This window comes from Amycolatopsis sp. SB7-3, assembly GCF_041021335.1.
Classification (GTDB): domain Bacteria; phylum Actinomycetota; class Actinomycetes; order Mycobacteriales; family Pseudonocardiaceae; genus Amycolatopsis; species Amycolatopsis japonica.
Window position 1 is genome coordinate 2,266,999 of sequence record NZ_JBFPJQ010000001.1, and the last position, 17,119, is coordinate 2,284,117.

General features: G+C 68.8%; 17 protein-coding genes. 13 read left to right on the plus strand and 4 right to left on the minus strand.

The features are described 5' to 3' along the window. The first annotated feature begins 458 nt into the window (after positions 1-458). Entirely contained in the window at positions 459-2,837 is a 2,379-nt protein-coding gene (locus AB8M46_RS11125) for a transglycosylase domain-containing protein (RefSeq protein ID WP_394360883.1), read from the plus strand. Positions 2,838-2,998: 161 nt separating this feature from the next. Further along, positions 2,999-5,509: a transglycosylase domain-containing protein gene (locus AB8M46_RS11130; RefSeq protein WP_394360220.1), complete on the plus strand. Its 2,511-nt coding sequence runs from the start codon at positions 2,999-3,001 to the stop codon at positions 5,507-5,509. Here AB8M46_RS11130 and AB8M46_RS11135 read toward each other — a convergent pair whose 3' ends face one another. After that, positions 5,510-6,559, minus strand: coding sequence for a Gfo/Idh/MocA family oxidoreductase (locus AB8M46_RS11135; RefSeq protein ID WP_152610835.1), 1,050 nt, complete (start codon positions 6,557-6,559; stop codon positions 5,510-5,512). Positions 6,560-6,614: 55 nt separating this feature from the next. Here AB8M46_RS11135 and AB8M46_RS11140 point away from each other — a divergent pair, with 55 nt between their 5' ends. Then, positions 6,615-7,697 (plus strand): ROK family transcriptional regulator, encoded by a 1,083-nt coding sequence (locus AB8M46_RS11140; RefSeq protein WP_350592212.1) that lies wholly within the window; start codon positions 6,615-6,617, stop codon positions 7,695-7,697. A gap of 17 nt (positions 7,698-7,714) precedes the next feature. Next, entirely contained in the window at positions 7,715-9,262 is a 1,548-nt protein-coding gene (locus AB8M46_RS11145) for a glycosyltransferase family 87 protein (RefSeq protein ID WP_394360221.1), read from the plus strand. Here the strand turns inward: AB8M46_RS11145 and AB8M46_RS11150 are convergent. The 3 genes from AB8M46_RS11150 to AB8M46_RS11160 all read right to left on the minus strand — a co-directional run bounded on the left by AB8M46_RS11150 (position 9,219) and on the right by AB8M46_RS11160 (position 11,269). Then, positions 9,219-9,554, minus strand: coding sequence for a hypothetical protein (locus tag AB8M46_RS11150; protein ID WP_037334159.1), 336 nt, complete (start codon positions 9,552-9,554; stop codon positions 9,219-9,221). The genes AB8M46_RS11145 and AB8M46_RS11150 overlap by 44 nt on opposite strands. A 44-nt stretch (positions 9,555-9,598) precedes the next feature. Further along, positions 9,599-10,114 (minus strand): hypothetical protein, encoded by a 516-nt coding sequence (locus AB8M46_RS11155; protein ID WP_037334156.1) that lies wholly within the window; start codon positions 10,112-10,114, stop codon positions 9,599-9,601. A 375-nt stretch (positions 10,115-10,489) separates the two neighbouring features. Then, entirely contained in the window at positions 10,490-11,269 is a 780-nt protein-coding gene (locus AB8M46_RS11160; protein ID WP_378422112.1) for a deoxyribonuclease IV, read from the minus strand. A gap of 175 nt (positions 11,270-11,444) precedes the next feature. Here AB8M46_RS11160 and AB8M46_RS11165 point away from each other — a divergent pair, with 175 nt between their 5' ends. The 9 genes from AB8M46_RS11165 (at position 11,445) to AB8M46_RS11205 (ending at position 17,119) form a co-directional block, all read left to right on the plus strand. Then, positions 11,445-12,248, plus strand: a complete 804-nt coding sequence (locus AB8M46_RS11165) for a hypothetical protein (RefSeq protein ID WP_394360222.1) — start codon at positions 11,445-11,447, stop codon at positions 12,246-12,248. A 124-nt stretch (positions 12,249-12,372) separates the two neighbouring features. Next, positions 12,373-13,263, plus strand: a complete 891-nt coding sequence (locus AB8M46_RS11170) for a hypothetical protein (protein WP_394360223.1) — start codon at positions 12,373-12,375, stop codon at positions 13,261-13,263. A gap of 101 nt (positions 13,264-13,364) precedes the next feature. Beyond that, positions 13,365-14,249, plus strand: a complete 885-nt coding sequence (locus AB8M46_RS11175; protein ID WP_394360224.1) for a hypothetical protein — start codon at positions 13,365-13,367, stop codon at positions 14,247-14,249. Positions 14,250-14,327: 78 nt separating this feature from the next. Next, positions 14,328-14,648, plus strand: a complete 321-nt coding sequence (rpsF, locus tag AB8M46_RS11180) for a 30S ribosomal protein S6 (protein ID WP_016338288.1) — start codon at positions 14,328-14,330, stop codon at positions 14,646-14,648. Positions 14,649-14,665: 17 nt separating this feature from the next. Then, positions 14,666-15,166 (plus strand): single-stranded DNA-binding protein, encoded by a 501-nt coding sequence (locus tag AB8M46_RS11185; RefSeq protein WP_037334141.1) that lies wholly within the window; start codon positions 14,666-14,668, stop codon positions 15,164-15,166. Positions 15,167-15,243: 77 nt separating this feature from the next. Further along, entirely contained in the window at positions 15,244-15,492 is a 249-nt protein-coding gene (gene rpsR / locus AB8M46_RS11190; protein ID WP_005168122.1) for a 30S ribosomal protein S18, read from the plus strand. Between the two features lie 12 nt (positions 15,493-15,504). Beyond that, positions 15,505-15,960, plus strand: coding sequence for a 50S ribosomal protein L9 (rplI, locus tag AB8M46_RS11195; protein WP_005168124.1), 456 nt, complete (start codon positions 15,505-15,507; stop codon positions 15,958-15,960). Between the two features lie 155 nt (positions 15,961-16,115). Next, a complete protein-coding gene (locus AB8M46_RS11200; RefSeq protein WP_394360225.1) occupies positions 16,116-16,520 on the plus strand; it encodes a hypothetical protein in 405 nt (134 codons plus the stop codon). Further along, a complete protein-coding gene (locus tag AB8M46_RS11205; protein WP_394360226.1) occupies positions 16,520-17,119 on the plus strand; it encodes a DUF3558 domain-containing protein in 600 nt (199 codons plus the stop codon). The genes AB8M46_RS11200 and AB8M46_RS11205 overlap by 1 nt, the downstream gene beginning before the upstream one ends.

The window sequence follows — 17,119 nt, forward strand, 5'->3', positions numbered from 1 at the left end:
GCGGCGTCCCCCGAAGCGCCGGTCTGGGAGGCCCATTCGTGAACGACGACCGCAAGCGCTCCTGGCCTGGCCAGGAGCCTGATGCACCTCGCCGTGCCCAATGGCCGGGCGAAGCCGACGAACCAGGCTGGCCGAGCGAAGAACCGCCGCGCCGCCCCCAGCGCCGGACACCCCCGAACGGCACCCCCCGCTCGGCCCCGCCACGGTCCGCGAACGAGCCGCAGTGGCCGGGCGGCGACGCCGGCGGCCCGGAGTGGCCCTCCGACAACGAGCCGCGCCGTCCCGCGGCCCCGCGTCGTTCCAACGGCATGCCCCCGCGCAGGCAGGGACCCCCGCCGCCGGGAGCGCGAGGCCCCGCCGGTGACCAGCGGTCCCGCCAGGGTGCCGCCGGGCATCGCCCGCCGCCGCCCCCGCCCGGCAACCGCCGTCCTCCGGCCCCGGCCGACCAGGCGACCGCGATGGTCCGGCCGGTCGAGCCGGAACCGTACGAGCGCGAGCCCGAGCTCATCACGCATCACGCGCACAACGGCACCGAAGACCCGTACGGCTACGACCCGTACGACGATCGCTATGACGATCGTCACGAAAGCAGCGCGCTCGGCGCCGAAGGCGAAGACGCCTACGACGACGAGCCCGCCGAAGACGGAGAAGACGACAAGAAGAAGGTCCTCACGCCGAAGCAGCGCAAGAAGCGCCGCTGGCGGATCATCCGCCGGGTCCTCTACGCGATGTTCGGTCTCTTCGTCGTGGTGCCCGCGATCGCGTTCGTCATCACCTACTTCCTGGTGGACGTCCCGTCGCAGGAAAGCGTCGCGAGCCTGCAGAGCCAGCCGATCACGCTGATGTACTCGGACGGCAGCCCGATGGGCAAGATCGCGCCAGCCAGCGGCGGAAGCCGGTACCTGCTGCAGCCGGGCGACGTCCCGGAGGTGGTCAAGAAGGCCGTGTACGCGGCCGAGGACTCGTCGTTCGAGACCAACTCCGGTTTCGACGTCGGCGGCATCCTGCGCGCGGTCTACAACAACGTCACCGGCGGCCAGGGCGGCGGTTCGACGATCTCCCAGCAGTACATCAAGAAGGCCACGGCCAACGAGGCGCCGACGCTCACGCGTAAATGGACCGAGCTGGCGAAATCCTTCAAGATGAACAACCAGATGTCCAAAGAGGAGATCATCACCGCCTACCTCAACACCATCTACTTCGGTCGCGGCGCGAACGGCATCGAAGCGGCCGCGCAGGCTTACTTCAAGAAGCCTGCCAAGGAGCTCGGCGCGTCCGAGGCGGCCCTGCTCGCCGGCCTGATCCAGGGCCCGAGCAAGTCCGAGAACGAGGCTTACGCCACCAGGCGGTGGACCTTCGTGATGGACCAGATGGTGGCGAACGGCTGGCTGCCCGCCGGCGAACGCGCGAGCGCGACCTTCCCGAAGCCCATCCCGAAGGCGCAGGCGAAGGCCGACGACGCCGGGACGCTGAGCCTGCACATCCGCAACCGCGTGATCGACGAGCTCGAAGCGCGCGGCTACGACCAGGACCGGCTGCACCAGGGCGGCTACAAGATCACCACGACGATCGACCCCAAGGCGCAGAAGATGGCCGAGGAGTCCGTCGCCGAGGGGATGAAGGGCCAGACGGACGAGAACATCCTGAACGCGCTGGTCGCGATCGACCCCAAGACCGGCGGCGTGGTCGCGTACTGGGGCGGCCCGGACTGGACGAAGAACGCGCAAGGCCAGGACGTCCAGGCCATCGACTGGGCGAACGTGCCGCACAACCCCGGTTCGGCCTTCAAGGCCTTCGACCTGACCGCGTTCCTCAAGATGGGCAAGGGTCTCGGCGAGACCTTCGACGGCTCCAACAACCGGAAGTTCGACGGCCGCACGATCCGGAACGCGGGCGAGAGCTCCAACTGCGGGCCGCAGTGCACGGTCGCCGAGGCGATGAAGGTCTCAGCGAACACCGTGTTCTACGACATGGTCCGCAACGAGACGAAGATCGACCCGGTGGCGAAGGCGGCCAAGGAAGCCGGCGTGATGGTGGAGGCCGACGGCGGCAAGGCGAAGCTGAGCCCCGACATCAACATCGCGCTCGGCGGTGGTGGCACGGTCACCACCGCGGAGGACATGGCGGCCGGCTTCGCCACCTTCGCCGGTGAAGGCGTCCGGCAGAAGCAGCACTTCGTCGCGAAGCTGACCAACTCCCAGGACGAGGTCGAGTTCGACGAGACCGCTCCCAAGGGCGCTCCCGCCTTCAGCGACGACGCCGCCAAGAGCAAGCAGATCGCCGGCAACGTCACCGACGCGCTCGAAGAGGTCATCCCGTACTCGAAGCTCAAGTGCCCGAAGGGGCACGAATGCGCGGGCAAGACCGGGACGCAGCAGTACGACTTCAAGGACAGCGACCCGGCGAGCTATCGCGATCGCAACGCGCAGACCTGGATGGTCGGCTACACGCCGAGCATCTCGACCGCGGTGTGGGTCGGCGGCGACGGCAACAAGCCGCTGCACGACAAGAACAACAAACCGGTCTACGGGCGGACCATCGCCGGCCCGATCTGGGAAGACTTCATGTCCCGGTACATGACCGGCAAGCCGTCGGAGAAGTTCGAGAGCGTCAAGCCGATCGGCAAGGACGCGCGTTACGTGCCGACGACGACGGCGCAGAAGCCGCCGGAGACGCCGACGCCGACCGAGACGCCGACGACCACCCCGACGCCGACGACTCCCACCGAGCCGACGGAGACGGAGCCGACGAAACCGACCAAGCCCACGAAGCCGAGCTGGACGAGGCCGGGGCCGGGGACTTCGGATCCGTTGTTCCCGAACGGCGAAGATCCGTGACGATCGGGCTGAGCACGTGAAGGAAGGTGTGCCGGGCGAGTGCCCGGCACACCTTTTTTCGTGGCATCGGTGAACCTGAACCGATCCGATACGTCTTCAGTAGAAGGAGACCTGCGACCGCAGGACCGCGCTCACCCACGGAAGGTTCGGAGGACGTCCCAGTGAACGACGATCCCCACGGCGGATGGCCAGGTCAGGACCCTGACCCCGCCCGTCGTCCGCAACGCCCGGCCGGACCGCCCCGTCGTCCCGCCGGTCCGCCCCCGGGATACGGGCAGCGGCCGGGTCCCGGTCCGCAGGGGCAGGCGCCGTGGCAGCGCCAGGGTCCGTCCCAGCTGCAGCCGCCCCCGCGTCGTCCGCAGCGGCCGCCGGTCGCGCCGCAGCACGAGCCGGACCTCATCACGCATCACGAGCACAACGGCACCGCCGACCGCGGCTACGACGAGCCGTACGAGGACGAGCAGTACGGGCCGGAGACCGACGAGAACGGGAAGCCGGTCCTCACCCCGGCCCAGCGCAAGAAGCGCCGGTGGAGACGCATCAGGCGGGTGCTGCTCGCGCTGTTCTGCCTCTTCGTCGTCATCCCGGCGATCGCGTTCGTGATCACCTACTTCGCCGTCGACGTGCCGTCGCCGCAGTCCGTCGCGGCGACGCAGGGCCAGGCGGTGACGTACTACTACGCCGACAACACCGAGATGGGCAAGGACGTCCCCAAGGGCGGCAACCGGCACATCCTGACGCCGGAGCAGATCCCGGACATCGTGAAGAAGGCCGTCATCGCCACCGAGGACGCGTCCTTCGAGACCAACTCCGGTTTCGACATCGGCGGCATCCTGCGCGCGGTCTACAACCAGGTGACCGCGGGCAAGGGCGGTGGTTCGACCATCTCCCAGCAGTACATCAAGGTCGCCAGCGGGGACGACGAATCGTCGCTCGCGCGCAAATGGACCGAACTCGCCAAGTCCTTCAAGATGAACCAGACGTACGAGAAGAAGGACATCATCACGGCGTACCTGAACATCATCTACTTCGGGCGCGGCGCGTACGGCATCGAGTCGGCCGCGCAGTCGTTCTTCGGCAAGCCCGCGGGCGAACTCAACGCCTCCGAGGCGGCACTGCTCGCGGGTCTCATCCAGCAGCCGGGCCGCTCGGAGAACCCGAAGGTCGCGAACGAACGCTGGACCGTCGCGCTGAACCGGATGGTGCAGAACGGTTTCCTCTCCGCCGCCGACCGCGCGAACCTGCAGTTCCCGACGCCGATCCCGCAGGAGGACAAGCAGCAGGCCGGGGTGGTCAACCCGTTCATCCGCGACAAGGTCAAGGAAGAGCTCGCCGCGAACGGCATCACCGACGACGTCTACTACCGGGGCGGCTACAAGGTCTACACGACCATCGACCCGAAGGCGCAGGCCGCGGCCGAGCAGGCGGTCGCCGACGGGATGAAGGGCCAGACCGACGAGAACCTGCTCAACGCGCTCGTCGCGATCGACCCCAAGACCGGCGGCGTGAAGGCGTACTACGGTGGCCCGTCCATCGTGAAGGGGCCCAACGGCAAGGACCAGAAGGGCCGCGACTGGGCGAACACACCGCAGAACCCCGGGTCGTCGATGAAGCCGTTCGACCTCACCGCGTACATGCAGCTCGGCAAGGGTGGCATCAACTCGACGTTCGACGGCTCCAACAACCGGCAGTTCGGGAAGCAGACGATCCGGAACGCCGGTCCCGGTAGCACCTGTTCGCAGCAGTGCACGGTGTCCGAGGCGATGCAGCGGTCGGCCAACACGGTGTTCTACGACATGGTCGTGAACGTGACCAAACCCGGGCCGGTGGCGCAGGCCGCCAAGGACGCCGGGGTGAAACCCGTCCCGGACGGCAACTCCGAACTGTTCGCCGACAACAACATCGCGCTCGGTGGTGGCAAGACGGTCATCACCCCGGAGGACATGGCCGCCGCGTACGCCACCTTCGCGGGCGACGGCCAGCGCCGCGACAAGCACTTCATCGTCAAGGTGACCAACTCGCAGGACGAGGCCGCGTATTCGGCTCCGGAAGAGGCGAAGCCGGCGTTCGCCGACGACTCCGACAAGAGCAAGCAGATCGCCGGCAACGTCACCGAGTCGCTCAAGGGTGTCATCCCGTTCTCGAAGCTCAAGTGCCCCAACAACCACGAGTGCGCCGGCAAGACCGGGACCCAGCAGCACACCTACCGGCCGGGCGAGCCCGCGTCGGCGAAGGACGCCAACTCGCAGACCTGGATGGTCGGCTACACGCCGTCGATCTCGGCCGCGGTGTGGGTCGGTGGCGACGGCGACAAGGCGCTGAAGGGCAAGAACGGCAAGTCGATCTTCGGTTCGACGATCGCCGGGCCGATCTGGCAGAAGTTCCTTTCCCTGTACCTGAACGGGAAACCGGGGGAGCGCTTCGACAAGGTCAAGATCATCGGCGGGGACGACAGCAACACCGTCCCGTCGACGCAGACCCCGCCGGACGACGACGAGGGTTCGACCGAGACCGGCACGCCGTCGACGGGTCCGTCGACCGGCTCTTCGTCTTCGCGGAACGAAGAGGATCCGCCTTCGAGCTCGAAGAACCCGCCTTCGTCCAGTGAGAACAACGAAGAGGGCGGCAACGGAGGTCCGCCGGGCCGGGGCGGCAGAGGCGATACCGAATAGCTAGAGGGTGACGACGCGCCGTTCGGCACCCGCGAGGTGGGCGGCTTCGATGACCCGGAGCGTCTCCACGGCGGAGGCGGGATCGACCGGGAAGCCGCCCTTGCCGAGCAGCGCGTCGCGCACCTGCGCGTAGAAGTCCTCGTAGCGGCCGACCTCGGTGGGCACGGTCTCGACGTCGTCGTTCACGCCGAGCACGCCGGCGTCCGACTCCGGTTCGACGCCCCAGCCGGGGTCGCCGGGCCGCAGCCCGTCCTTGATCTGCGGCTCCTGGACGTCGAGGCCGTACTTGGTGAAGGTCGCCTTGTCACCGAGCACGCGGAATCGCGGGTTCCGGGTGCCCGCGAGCGCGGACGCCCACAGGTGCGATCGCACGCCGTTGGTGTGCCGAAGCGCGACGAAGGCGTCATCGTCGACCGACACCCCGGCGCGGCGCCTGTCGACCTCCGCGTAGACCTCGGAGACCGGGCCGAACAGCTGCAGCGCCTGGTCGACGATATGCGCGCCGAGGTCGTAGAGGAGCCCGCCCGCCTCGGCGGGGTCGCCGAACTCGCGCCAGTTGTCCCGCGGCTTCGGCACCCAGCGGTCGTAGCGTGACTCGAAGCGGAAGACGTCGCCGAGACGGCCCTCGTCGAGGACCTTCCGGACGGTGAGGAAGTCCGAGTCGAACCGGCGGTTCTGGAACACCGTCAGCCCGACACCCTTGGCCTTCGCTGCTTCGACGACCTTCGCCGCTTCGGCCGCTGTCGGCGCGAAGGGCTTGTCGACGACGACAGGCAGACCCGCCTCGATCGCCCGAAGCGCCAGCGGAACGTGCGTGCGGTTCGGCGTGCTGACGACGACCAAATCCAGCTCGCCGGCCTTCGCGAACAGCGCGTCCGCGTCCGGCAGTACGTCGGCGGCCGGGTGGTCGGCGCGTGCCTGCGCGACCCGATCCGGGTTCGAGGTGACGATGGCGGCCGGGGTCAGCCCCGGTGTCGCGTCGACCAGCGGCGCGTGGAAGACGCGTCCACCGGTGCCGTATCCGAAGATCCCCACTCGCAAGTCAGCCATGACCCCATTAAACAACAGTGTTGCGTAATCAGCCAGTCATGGCAGGATGCGCGCTATGCCGGAGACCGGGGTCAATCTGCGCGGCCTGCGCCAGCACAATCGGACGCTGCTGCTCACGCACATCCTGCGCGCGGGCGGTCTGAGCCGTGTCGAACTCGCCGAGCGCACCCGGCTCACCCAGCAGGCCGTCTCGAAGATCGTCCCCGAACTGCTCGAAGCCGGCCTGCTGGACGAAGAACGCCAGCCCGCGTCGGGTGTCGGCAAGCCACGCACCCTGCTGCGCGTCCGCGCGAACGCCCGGCACGCGCTCGGCGCCCAGCTCGACCGGGACTCCTTCCGGGTGGTCATGACCGACCTGACCGGGAAGATCATCGCGTCGCGCGGCGGGCCGCTGCCCCCGGGATTCACCCCTGACCAGGCCGTTTCCGCCCTCGGCGAAGCAACCGAAGCGCTACTCGACGGCGTCGAGGGTGTCCTCGGCCTCGGCGTCGGCAGCGTGGGCCCGCTCGATCACCACGAAGGAGTGGTCCGGGACGCCACGAACATGCCCGGGTGGCACCACGTGCCCCTGCGCGACCTGCTCGCGAAACGCACCGGACTGCCCGTGCGGCTCGACAAGAACACCAACGCCGCCGCCTTCGCGCAGCACTGGCCGGAGGGCGACCAGGCCGCGACCGCCGTCGTGCTCGTCGGCACCGGGATCGGCGTCGGCCTGCTGATCGACGGCAGGCTGTACCGCGGGCCGCGGACCAACGCCGGCGAGTTCGGGCATACGACGCTCGCCTTCGACGGACCGCGCTGCGCGTGCGGCCGCCGTGGCTGCGTGGAGGTGCTGCACAACGCGGCGGCGACCACGGAAGAGGCGGCGGGCCTGCTGGCGATCGGGCTCGCCGACCTCGTCCAGGTGCTCGATCTCGAACGTGTCGTGCTGACCGGACGGTCGGTCCGCGCGGCACCCGAGGTGTACCGCGACACCGTCGCGGCGCGGCTGCGGGAACTCCTGCCTTTGCCGCACTGGCAACGGATCCAGGTCGATCTCGACGAGATGGGCGACGACGTCGTGGCGTTCGGCGCGGCGGCGGAGGTGCTGGCCGGGTTCTACGAGAGCGGCGACATCACCGGGTGGTCACCCGGATAGGCGCTAACATCCGCCACGTGTCCGACCAGACGACCCAGCCCGAGGCTCCGCTCTCCCTCACCCCCGGCGAGCGGGTCATCCCGAGCTGGAACGAACCGCTCGTGGCCGCGGCCACCCGCCCGATCGGCGGCCCGCTCGGCGAGCACGCGGCCGTGGGGCGGCACTGGTTCTGGTCGCCGCAGCGGGTCGGGCTGCTGCTGGCCTGCCTCGCGTTGGTGCTCTCGTGGTTCGGCAAGGCGTCGTGCATCCAGCAGTACACCGACGACTCCGGCACCCATCAGCTCGACTGGCGGGCGGGCCGCCCGTTCGTCGCGATGTGCTACTCGGACATCATCCCGCTCTACAGTTCCGAGCGGCTGAACAACTCCGACACCTTCCCGTACGTGACTTCGTGGACCGAAAACGCGGGAACGGCGAAGGAGACCACGCGGTACATGGAGTACCCGGTGGCGACCGGGCTGTTCCAGTGGATCAACGCGAAGCTCACCGAAGCCTGGCTCTCGGTCGCGGAAGCGGGCTGGCTGCCCAGTGCGCTCCCGGTGGCCGTGTACTTCAACATCTCGGCACTGTGGCTCGCGCTGGCCTGGCTGGTCACGGTGTGGGCGACCGGCCGATCGCTGAAACGCCGCCCGTGGGACGCCGCACTGGTCGCGATCTCGCCGCTGGTGCTGGTGCACGTCTTCACCAACTTCGACGCCATCGCGACCGCGTTCACCGCGACCGCGCTGCTCGCGTGGGCGCGGCGACGGCCCGAGGTCGCGGGCTTCCTGCTCGGGCTCGGCGCGGCGGCGAAACTGTATCCGCTGCTCCTGCTCATCCCGTTGTTCTTCCTGTGCTTGCGCGCGGGCAAGGTCAAACAGTGGGCGCTCGCCGCCGGGCTCGCCGTGGCGACGTTCGTCGTGGTCAACGTCCCGTTCGCGCTCGCCGCGCCGACCGGCTGGTGGGAGTTCTTCCGGCTCAACACGGCACGTCCGATGGACCCGGACTCGCTCTACAACGTGATCTCCCACCTTTCCGGCTGGGCCGGATTCGACGGGAAGCTCGCCACGGGAGAGACACCGGTCGTGCTCAACGCCGTCGTCGCGGTGCTGTTCCTCGCCGCCTGCGCCGGCATCGGCTACGTCACGCTGAAGGCGCCGCGCCGTCCGCGGTTCGGCCAGCTCGCGTTCCTCGTGGTGGCCGCGTTCCTGCTGACCAACAAGGTGTGGAGCCCGCAGTACTCGCTGTGGCTGGTTCCGCTGGCGGTACTCGCGATCCCGCGCTGGCGGCTGCTGCTCGGCTGGATGATCCTCGACGCGCTGGTCTGGGCGCCGCGGATGATGTACTACCTCGGCGTCGACAACAAAGGCCTGCCCCAGGACTGGTTCCTGGGCGCCGTCGTGGTCCGCGACCTGGCGGTGGTCGGCCTTTGCGCGCTGGTGATCCGCGACATCCACCAGCCACGCAAAGACCCGGTCCGCGCCGCCGGGGACGACGATCCGATCGGCGGATTCCTCGACGGCGCCCCCGACCTACGCGCGGTCAAGCCCGCTTCAACACCTCAGGCCCAGGACGTTCGAGCCTGATGTGCTTGCCGAAGTCCTCGGCCCCGAAGTCTTCGATCCGCACGACGACGGCTTCGGGCGAGGTTTCGACCAGCCTGCAGGTGAACCAGTCTTCGCCGTGCCTGACCGACCAGCGCTCGGCGAGGATGGCCAGGCCCTCCGCCTCCAGCAACGCGACGGAGTCGTCGAAGGCGGCGGGCCCGCCGAGCGGGTAGCCGAAAACGGTCAGTGCCTGCCAACGGGTTTCCGGCGCGGGGACGACGTAGCCGACGTGCTCGCCGTCCTCCGCCCGGTACACGGTCCGATTCTTCATGCGGCCAAGACTCGACCCTCCCGTGGCGAGAGGGTCAAGCCGATTCAGCGCACGAGGTAGCCGCCCGTGCTCGTTTCGAAGAACGGGATCGGGGCCGTGCAGCGGAGAACGTCCTGATCGAAGCCGCCGACGGCCCAGCTCCAACCGATCCGGTCGTGCCCGCCCGGCACGTCCCGCACCGAGAAACCGACCCGGCGCCCGACCAGGTTCACCGGGAGCGCGGGGATGTCGGCGCGTTCGATCACGCCGGTCAGGATCGCGAGGTCGCCGTCACGCGAGACGCAGTCGACCTTGCCTTCGAAATCGGCGAAGGGCTTCCCGTCCTTGGTCAGATGATTCACGTGGAACCGCCCGGAAGACTTCCCGGGATCGCCGAAGGCCGCGAAGTCGAACCGGACCGGATCGCCTTCGTAGCCCGGAAACGTCAGCGGGCCGCCCGCCGACCCGAGGACGACCGAGCCGGACGGCGGGGCCTGGGCCGCCGTCGCCTGGGTCGCCCCCAGCGTTCCCGCGGCGACGGCGAGCACTGCGACGGCGGCGATCTTGGCCTTGAGCTTCATGGCTTTCCCTCCAGTACCGGGTGTTTCCCGGCTGGAATCGAGCCTTCCTTGATCGGCTTGCCCGGCCCTCCCGCTGGAGAGGGAACGCTCTCCCGCGCGGGTAGCCCTCGGTCCGGCTTGATCACATGCCAGGTCCTCGCCACGCACCCCACAGGGCACAAGCAGGCACAGCGGTCACAGTGCCTTCACACCATGCCGAGTACTTCAGCTGCCCAATCCGTCGCGAGTACCGCACTCACGTGATCGAAGCCGGAACTCGCGTGATCAGAGGCGGAACACCCCGAGTGCGGCTTCCAGTCACGCGAGTCACGTGCCTGAGCACGCGAATCACGCCTTCGCGCACGCCGCGCCCTGTGTTCCAGGTCCGCCGCGACGTCAGGCGGACGCGACGCGCTCCCGGACGAAGGCGATGTCCGCGGCCTGCCCGTCGGCCGGGGTCTCGACGACCACGGGCGCGCCCGCTTCGGCCGCGACGGCGGCCAGTACCTCGGGATCGATCGTGCCGTCACCGCCGACGACGTTGGCGTGCCGGTCCCGCGTGGAACCGAATTCGTCACGCGAGTTGTTGAGGTGCACCAGGTCGATCCGGCCGGTGATGGCCTTGACCTTCTTGACCGCCTCGGTCAGATCCCAGCCCGCCGCGTACGCGTGGCAGGTGTCGAAACAGAAACCGGCGCCGAATTCGCCGACCTTGTCCCAGAGCCGGGCGATCGTGTCGAGGTCGCGGGTCATCGCGTTGTCGCCGCCCGCGGTGTTCTCGATCAGGATCGGCACAGCGAAGCCGCCCTTTTCCTGTTCCCGCTCGAAAAGCTTGCGCCAGTTGACGAGGCCTTCTTCGACGTCTTCCGCCGAACCGACGTGGCCGCCGTGCACGACGAGCCCTTTCGCACCGATTTCGGCGGCGCCGTTCGCGTGCTGGGTGACGTTCTTCCGCGACGGGATGCGGATGCGGTTGTTCATCGACGCCACATTGATCAGGTACGGCGAGTGGATGAACACCTCGACCGGCGATTCCTTGATCGCTTCGCCGTGCGGGTGGGGTTTGGGAGCCTTCCAGCCCTGCGGGTCGGAAAGGAAGAACTGGAGGACCTCGGCCTCGCGTTCGGCGACCGCGGAGAGGGGATCGTCGTCGCGGACATGGGCACCGATTTTCATGGTGAAGGAATCTACGCGGAGCGAAGCTCCTCCGTTGAGGGCGGTGGTGGGGAGGAAGGCGGAGTTACCCTCGCGGGTTTTTCGCCGTCGCGGACCGGATGGTCACGCTCGTGGGGTAGCGTGAGCGCGTTCCGTTAAAACCGCGTGGGTCTTTTAGGGGCGGAGGACGAACTCGATGGGGAAGACTGCCGGGCGGATCACGGCTTGGGGATTCGCGCTTTCGGTCACGGCCGGACTCGCGTTCCCGATGACCGCGACGGCCGCCGAGGAACCGAGCCCGACCCTTTCCGGTGATTGCGGATCGACGCTGCAGAACGGGAAGTCGGCCGACGGTCTCGTGCTCGACGCGGGTGCCCCGCTCGGTTCGTCCGAGGCGCTGACGGTCGGTCTCGATTCGAAGGCCAAGACCGCCGAGGGCCGGAAGCCGCTGCTCTCGCTGCCGGTCGGCGATCTCGTCAAGACGACCGGTCTCACCGACAACGCGGCAGGCGACCTCGTCGCGCAGGGTGTCTGCAAACCGGCTCAGGGCGCGGTGAACGCGGTCGGGAACCTGACCCAGGGCGTCGTCGAGGAGATCCCGGGAGTCCCGGAGATCCCGCCCGGCCCGAAGCCGCCGAACCCGGAGCCTCCCAAGCCGGAGCCCCCGAAGCCGGGGCCGGGTCAGCCCGGCGGTCCGGGCAGCGAACTCCCGGTCGAGACCGCCCCGGGTTCCTCCACCGGCATCGGCGGCGACTCGATCGCCGGCCTGATCAGCAACGCCGCGCTGCTCCCCGGCAGCTTCGTCCAGGCGCCGGTGATCACCGAGATCATCCCCGGCGAGGTGCCGCCACCCACCGTCGACGAAAAGGACACCGGCAACGCGCAGGCCGTCCAGGCGCCGGTCGCCCCGGACAAGCTGCCGCTGCTGCTCGCGGTGCTGGCGCTGGCCGTCGTCGCCGCGGCTCTCGTCCGCGCTTGGCTGCGGGGTAAGCCCGCCTGACCTTCACCGTCAGTGACGCCCGCTTCCACTCGAATGCCTGACCTCTTCGAGTGAGCGGGCGTTACTTGTCTCCGTTAGCGTCGTTATCCGGGTAGGTGACCCCGACGACGGAGGAGTCGAAGGCATGCGCGAACGGACACGGAGGGCGACCGCCCTGGGTGCGTCGGCCTTCATTCTCGCGGGCTCGGCCGCCCTCGCCATGCCAGGCCAGGCCGCCGCCGCGGAGACCAAGACCGCCACCTGCGGCGGCTCGGTGACCGCGAAGACCGGCGACACGATCCTCGGCAAGACCCCGTTGCTCGGCATCCCGCTCAACCTCGGCCAGGCCGGACCGGTCTCCGGAGTGCTCACGGGCACGATCAACGCGCTGCTCGGCACGGTCTGCAAGGTGACGGTGACCGTGGTGAACACCGTCGTCGCGCCGGTCCCGGTCGTCGGCGCGCCCGCCGCGGAGGCGCTGAACGGCGCCGTCAGCGGCACCCACGAAGCCCTGACCGGTGGTGGCGCCAAGCCGGCTCCCGGAACCCAGCCTCAGCCTGGGAAACCCGCTCCCGGAACACCCGGCAGCGGCGGACCCCAGACCGGCGGACCGGGCGCTCCCGCACAGGGCGGCGCTCCGGCGGGCGGCATCCCGGCGGCGAACAGCCCGCTCCTGCCCGGCACCTTCACCCCGAATTTCGGCGGCCTGCCCTGGGGTATCAGCACGGGCTACGCCCCGATGCGCGACTACAGCTCCATCCCGATGGCGACGGCCGGTCTCTTCAGCCCGTCGCCCGGCCTCAGGTACGGCGGCCAGATCCCTGGTTACGCGCCGCAGTACGGCATCGCGACCGAAAACCAGGCCGGCAACCCGGACGTCCAGAATGCGGGACAGGCGGAAGCGCTACCGAGTGTGAGTGACGGATTCACTCAGGACGGGAAACTGCCGCTGCTGATCGCCGTTTTGGCACTCTCCGGAGTCAGCGCGGGCCTCGTGCGCACCTGGGTCCTCCGCCGAATGGCCGCTACAAGTTAGTCCTACCGCCTAGTATCTTTCTGGTCGCTCCCTCGTTATCCCCGTTGCAGTGATTCCTCATGCACTGCTTCACGCCCCCACCGACCCGGAGGATCGCGCCCGTGCGGAAGACCACCATCTGGCAGACCACCCGCAAGGCGCTCACCGTCACCGCACTCGCGACCGTGGTCACCGGTGGCGCGCTCCTGACGGCGGGTACCGCCTCGGCGGCGGGCACCACGCTGGCGAACGCGTGCAGCGGCACCGTGAACGGCGGGATGGGCGACACCGTCGCGATCACCGGCACCTCGGTCAAGGAACTGGTGCGGGCGGGCGCGCGGGAAGCGGGCACGCTGGCGCTGTACGACGTCGCCGCGAACGACATCGCGAAGGTCAACACCATCAGCGTCGGCGCGGTCCCGAACGCCGCGGGCGGTTCGGTCGACGGCAAGGCGATCGGCACGGCCGTGCGCCAGGCGGTCAAGAACACCAAGTCCTGGGGCCTCGGGCTCAACCCCGAGAAGACCCTCGACTCCATCGAGCACAAGGTCGCCGGCAGCTGCGGCCTGACCACGGTCGCCACGAACTACGTCGCGCCCACCCTGCCGACGCCGGGCACCACCGCCCCGCAGCAGGGCGGCAACGGCGGCGGCACCAACGGCCTCCCGGCCTCGCCGAGCCTGCTGCCCGGCGGCAGCAACGGCACCGGCTACGCCCCGCCGCGCGACTACGGCAACCTGCCGGTCGCGCAGCCGGGTGTCGCGGTGGCGCCGGGCGTGCGCTACCCGGCCAACAGCCCGCTCCCGGGCGAGGGTGCCCCGCAGTACGGCACCGACGGCCAGGCCGGTCCGGGTCCGGACGTCCGCAACGCGGGCAACGCCGAGGCGCTCGCGACCGACGGCATGCCCGGCGGCGACGTCCAGCTGCCGATGCTGCTCGCGGTGCTCGTGCTCGCCGGCGTGACCGCCGCGCTGGTCCGCACCTGGGTCCTGCGCCGCGTCTCCTGACCGCCAGGTACGCTTACCTGGACAAACCCTCCTGCCACGGACAGTCCGTGGCCGCGAGCCCATAGGAGGTGAGTGGTTGTGTCACGCCATTACGAGGTAATGGTCATCCTGGACCCCACGCTCGACGAGCGTACGGTGGCCCCGACCCTGGACAACTTCCTCAACGTGATCCGCACTTCGGGCGGAAGCGTCGAGAAGGTCGACGTCTGGGGCCGTCGCCGGCTGTCCTACGAGATCAAGAAGCACGCCGAGGGCATCTACGCGCTCCTCGACCTGAACTCGACTTCGGAAGCGGTCAAGGAGCTGGACCGTCAGCTCTCGCTGCAGGAGACCGTGCTCCGCACCAAGGTCATGCGCCGCGAGATCAAGCGCGCCGCGACCGCCGCCGCCAAGGCCTGAGCCGAAGGACTTTCCCGATGGCTGGAGACACCGTCATCACGGTGATCGGCAACCTCACGTCCGACCCGGAGCTTCGCTTCACCCCTTCCGGTGCGGCGGTCGCGAACTTCACCGTCGCGTCCACCCCGCGCACGCTGGACCGTCAGTCCGGTGAGTGGAAGGACGGCGAGGCCCTGTTCCTGCGCTGCAACATCTGGCGTCAGGCGGCCGAGAACGTCGCCGAGTCGCTGACGCGTGGCGCGCGAGTCGTCGTGCAGGGGCGCCTCAAGCAGCGGTCTTTCGAGACCAAGGAAGGCGAGAAGCGCACGGTCGTCGAGCTCGAGGTCGATGAGATCGGCCCGTCGCTGCGCTACGCCACCGCCAAGGTGAACAAGGTCAGCCGTGGCACCGGTGGCGGTGGCGGCGGCTTCGGTGGTGGCGGCGGCCAGAGCGCCCCGCCCGCCGACGACCCGTGGGGCTCCGCCCCGCCCGCCGGTGGCGGCGGTGGCGGCGGTTTCTCCGACGAGCCGCCCTTCTGATCAGGCGATCCACCGCGGGCGCGAGCTCCGCGAGACGCCTCGAGACAACCACTACGTAGAAATTCAGGAGTAATACCGTGGCCAAGCCACCCATCCGCAAGCCCAAGAAGAAGGTCTGCGTGTTCTGCAAGGCCGAGAAGAAGGGCCGCCCGGAGAACATCGACTACAAGGACACCAACCTGCTTCGGAAGTACATCTCCGACCGCGGGAAGATCCGTGCCCGTCGAGTGACCGGCAACTGCAGCCAGCACCAGCGTGACATCGCCATCGCGGTCAAGAACTCCCGCGAAATGGCGCTGCTGCCCTACACCTCGACCGCGCGCTAAGGAGGCACGTCAATGGCGAAGATCATTCTCACCACCGACGTCGCCAACCTCGGTGGGCCCGGCGACATCGTCGAGGTCAAGGACGGCTACGCACGCAACTACCTGCTCCCCCGCGGCTACGCCATCGTGGCCACCAAGGGCGCGGAGAAGAACGTGCGCACGATCAAGCGGGCGCAGGAGAGCCGTCGCATCCGCGACCTCGACCACGCCAAGGAGATCAAGGCGACCCTGGAGGGCCTCGGCGCCATCCAGCTGAGCGGCAAGGCGGCCGAGGGCTCGAAGAAGCTCTTCGGTTCGATCACCACCGCCGAGATCGTGGACGCGATCAAGGCCGCGGGTGGCCCGCTGCTCGACAAGCGCGTCATCGAGCTGAAGGACCACATCAAGACCGTGGGCAAGCACTCGGTCGGCGCCCGTCTGCACCCCGACGTCCGCGTCGACGTGCGGCTCGAGGTCAAGGCCAAGTAACACCGCTTCGACAAAGGGCGGGACGTCTCCATTCCGGAGGTGTCCCGCCCTTTGTTTTACGGGGAACCGCACCCCACCAGGCCACGTCTTAAGCTTGACTGGGGATCAAGGCATTATCGAGACTCGACGTCGAGGCACGGGGAGATCTGGACGCAATGGCTTACGACAGCAACGCCGAGCAGAACCGGCAGGAGAAGGTCACGGTGTCCGCGCCGGCCAACCCGGACAAGCCGGCGTCTGGCGGAGGTGGCGGCGGGTTCACCTTCGACAAGGACAAGATCGACGGCATCATCAAGAAGTGGACGGATCTGCAGGCCGAGCTCAAGCGGGACTACGCCGACGCGAACCTGATGGCGAACGTCAAGGCGCCCGGCAAGGAGTTCGCGAGCGGCGCCTGGGAGAAGCTGGCCAACCCCTCGGGCAAGGCGTTCCTGGAGCAGAACCAGAAGATGCAGGAATACGTCAAGAACTACATCGACCAGCTGACCGCCGCGAAGCAGAAGATCGCCACGAACGAGGCCGAAACGCAGGCTTCGCTCAACAAGCACAAGGCCGTGTGATGCGACGTTCCCTCGTTCTCCTCCTGGCCGCGGGCGCGCTCGTCGCCGGCTGTTCGGGCACCAAGACCGGCACCGCCTCTTCGGAGCCGTCCTACACGACCGGTGCCGGTGCCTCCAGCGCGTCGAGCGGCTCGTCCGGCTCCGCGCCCAAGGTGTCGAACCCGTTGAAGACCTCGTCGATCGAGAGCGACGCCTGTGCCGCGCTTTCCGCGGCGAAGCGCACCGAGCTCGGTCTCGGCGAAGGCGAGCGGCGGACCACCAGCGTCGGGCCCGGCTGCTCGATCTTCGCCGCCGACGACCCGCTGAACCAGATCGAGATCAGCCCGGTGCTCGCGAACAAGAACGGCCTGAGCGACGTCTACGACACGAAGGCCAACAACGAGTACTTCGAGCCGACCGAGGTCGCCGGCTACCCGGCGGTGTACGCCGCGTCGCTCGACCACCGCAAGAACGGCAAATGCGGTCTGTTCGTCGGCGTGACCGACCAGCTGTCCGTGAACATCCTGGTGCAGTACGACAACGGGCCCGGCGCGAGTGATCCGTGCCCGGTCGCGCTCAAAGTGGGGGAAGCGATGATCGAGACGTTGAAGGAGGGCTGA

Excerpts from the sequence above, each read along its gene's own strand:
- AB8M46_RS11200 (WP_394360225.1), top strand. The coding sequence starts at position 16,116 with ATGGCTTACGACAGCAACGCCGAGCAGAACCGGCAGGAGAAGGTCACG.
- AB8M46_RS11165 (WP_394360222.1), top strand. The coding sequence starts at position 11,445 with ATGGGGAAGACTGCCGGGCGGATCACGGCTTGGGGATTCGCGCTTTCG.
- AB8M46_RS11205 (WP_394360226.1), top strand. The coding sequence starts at position 16,520 with ATGCGACGTTCCCTCGTTCTCCTCCTGGCCGCGGGCGCGCTCGTCGCC.
- AB8M46_RS11155 (WP_037334156.1), bottom strand. The coding sequence starts at position 10,114 with ATGAAGCTCAAGGCCAAGATCGCCGCCGTCGCAGTGCTCGCCGTCGCC.
- AB8M46_RS11185 (WP_037334141.1), top strand. The coding sequence starts at position 14,666 with ATGGCTGGAGACACCGTCATCACGGTGATCGGCAACCTCACGTCCGAC.
- AB8M46_RS11170 (WP_394360223.1), top strand. The coding sequence starts at position 12,373 with ATGCGCGAACGGACACGGAGGGCGACCGCCCTGGGTGCGTCGGCCTTC.
- AB8M46_RS11135 (WP_152610835.1), bottom strand. The coding sequence starts at position 6,559 with ATGGCTGACTTGCGAGTGGGGATCTTCGGATACGGCACCGGTGGACGC.
- AB8M46_RS11160 (WP_378422112.1), bottom strand. The coding sequence starts at position 11,269 with ATGAAAATCGGTGCCCATGTCCGCGACGACGATCCCCTCTCCGCGGTC.
- rplI (WP_005168124.1), top strand. The coding sequence starts at position 15,505 with ATGGCGAAGATCATTCTCACCACCGACGTCGCCAACCTCGGTGGGCCC.
- AB8M46_RS11125 (WP_394360883.1), top strand. The coding sequence starts at position 459 with ATGGTCCGGCCGGTCGAGCCGGAACCGTACGAGCGCGAGCCCGAGCTC.
- AB8M46_RS11150 (WP_037334159.1), bottom strand. The coding sequence starts at position 9,554 with ATGAAGAATCGGACCGTGTACCGGGCGGAGGACGGCGAGCACGTCGGC.
- AB8M46_RS11140 (WP_350592212.1), top strand. The coding sequence starts at position 6,615 with ATGCCGGAGACCGGGGTCAATCTGCGCGGCCTGCGCCAGCACAATCGG.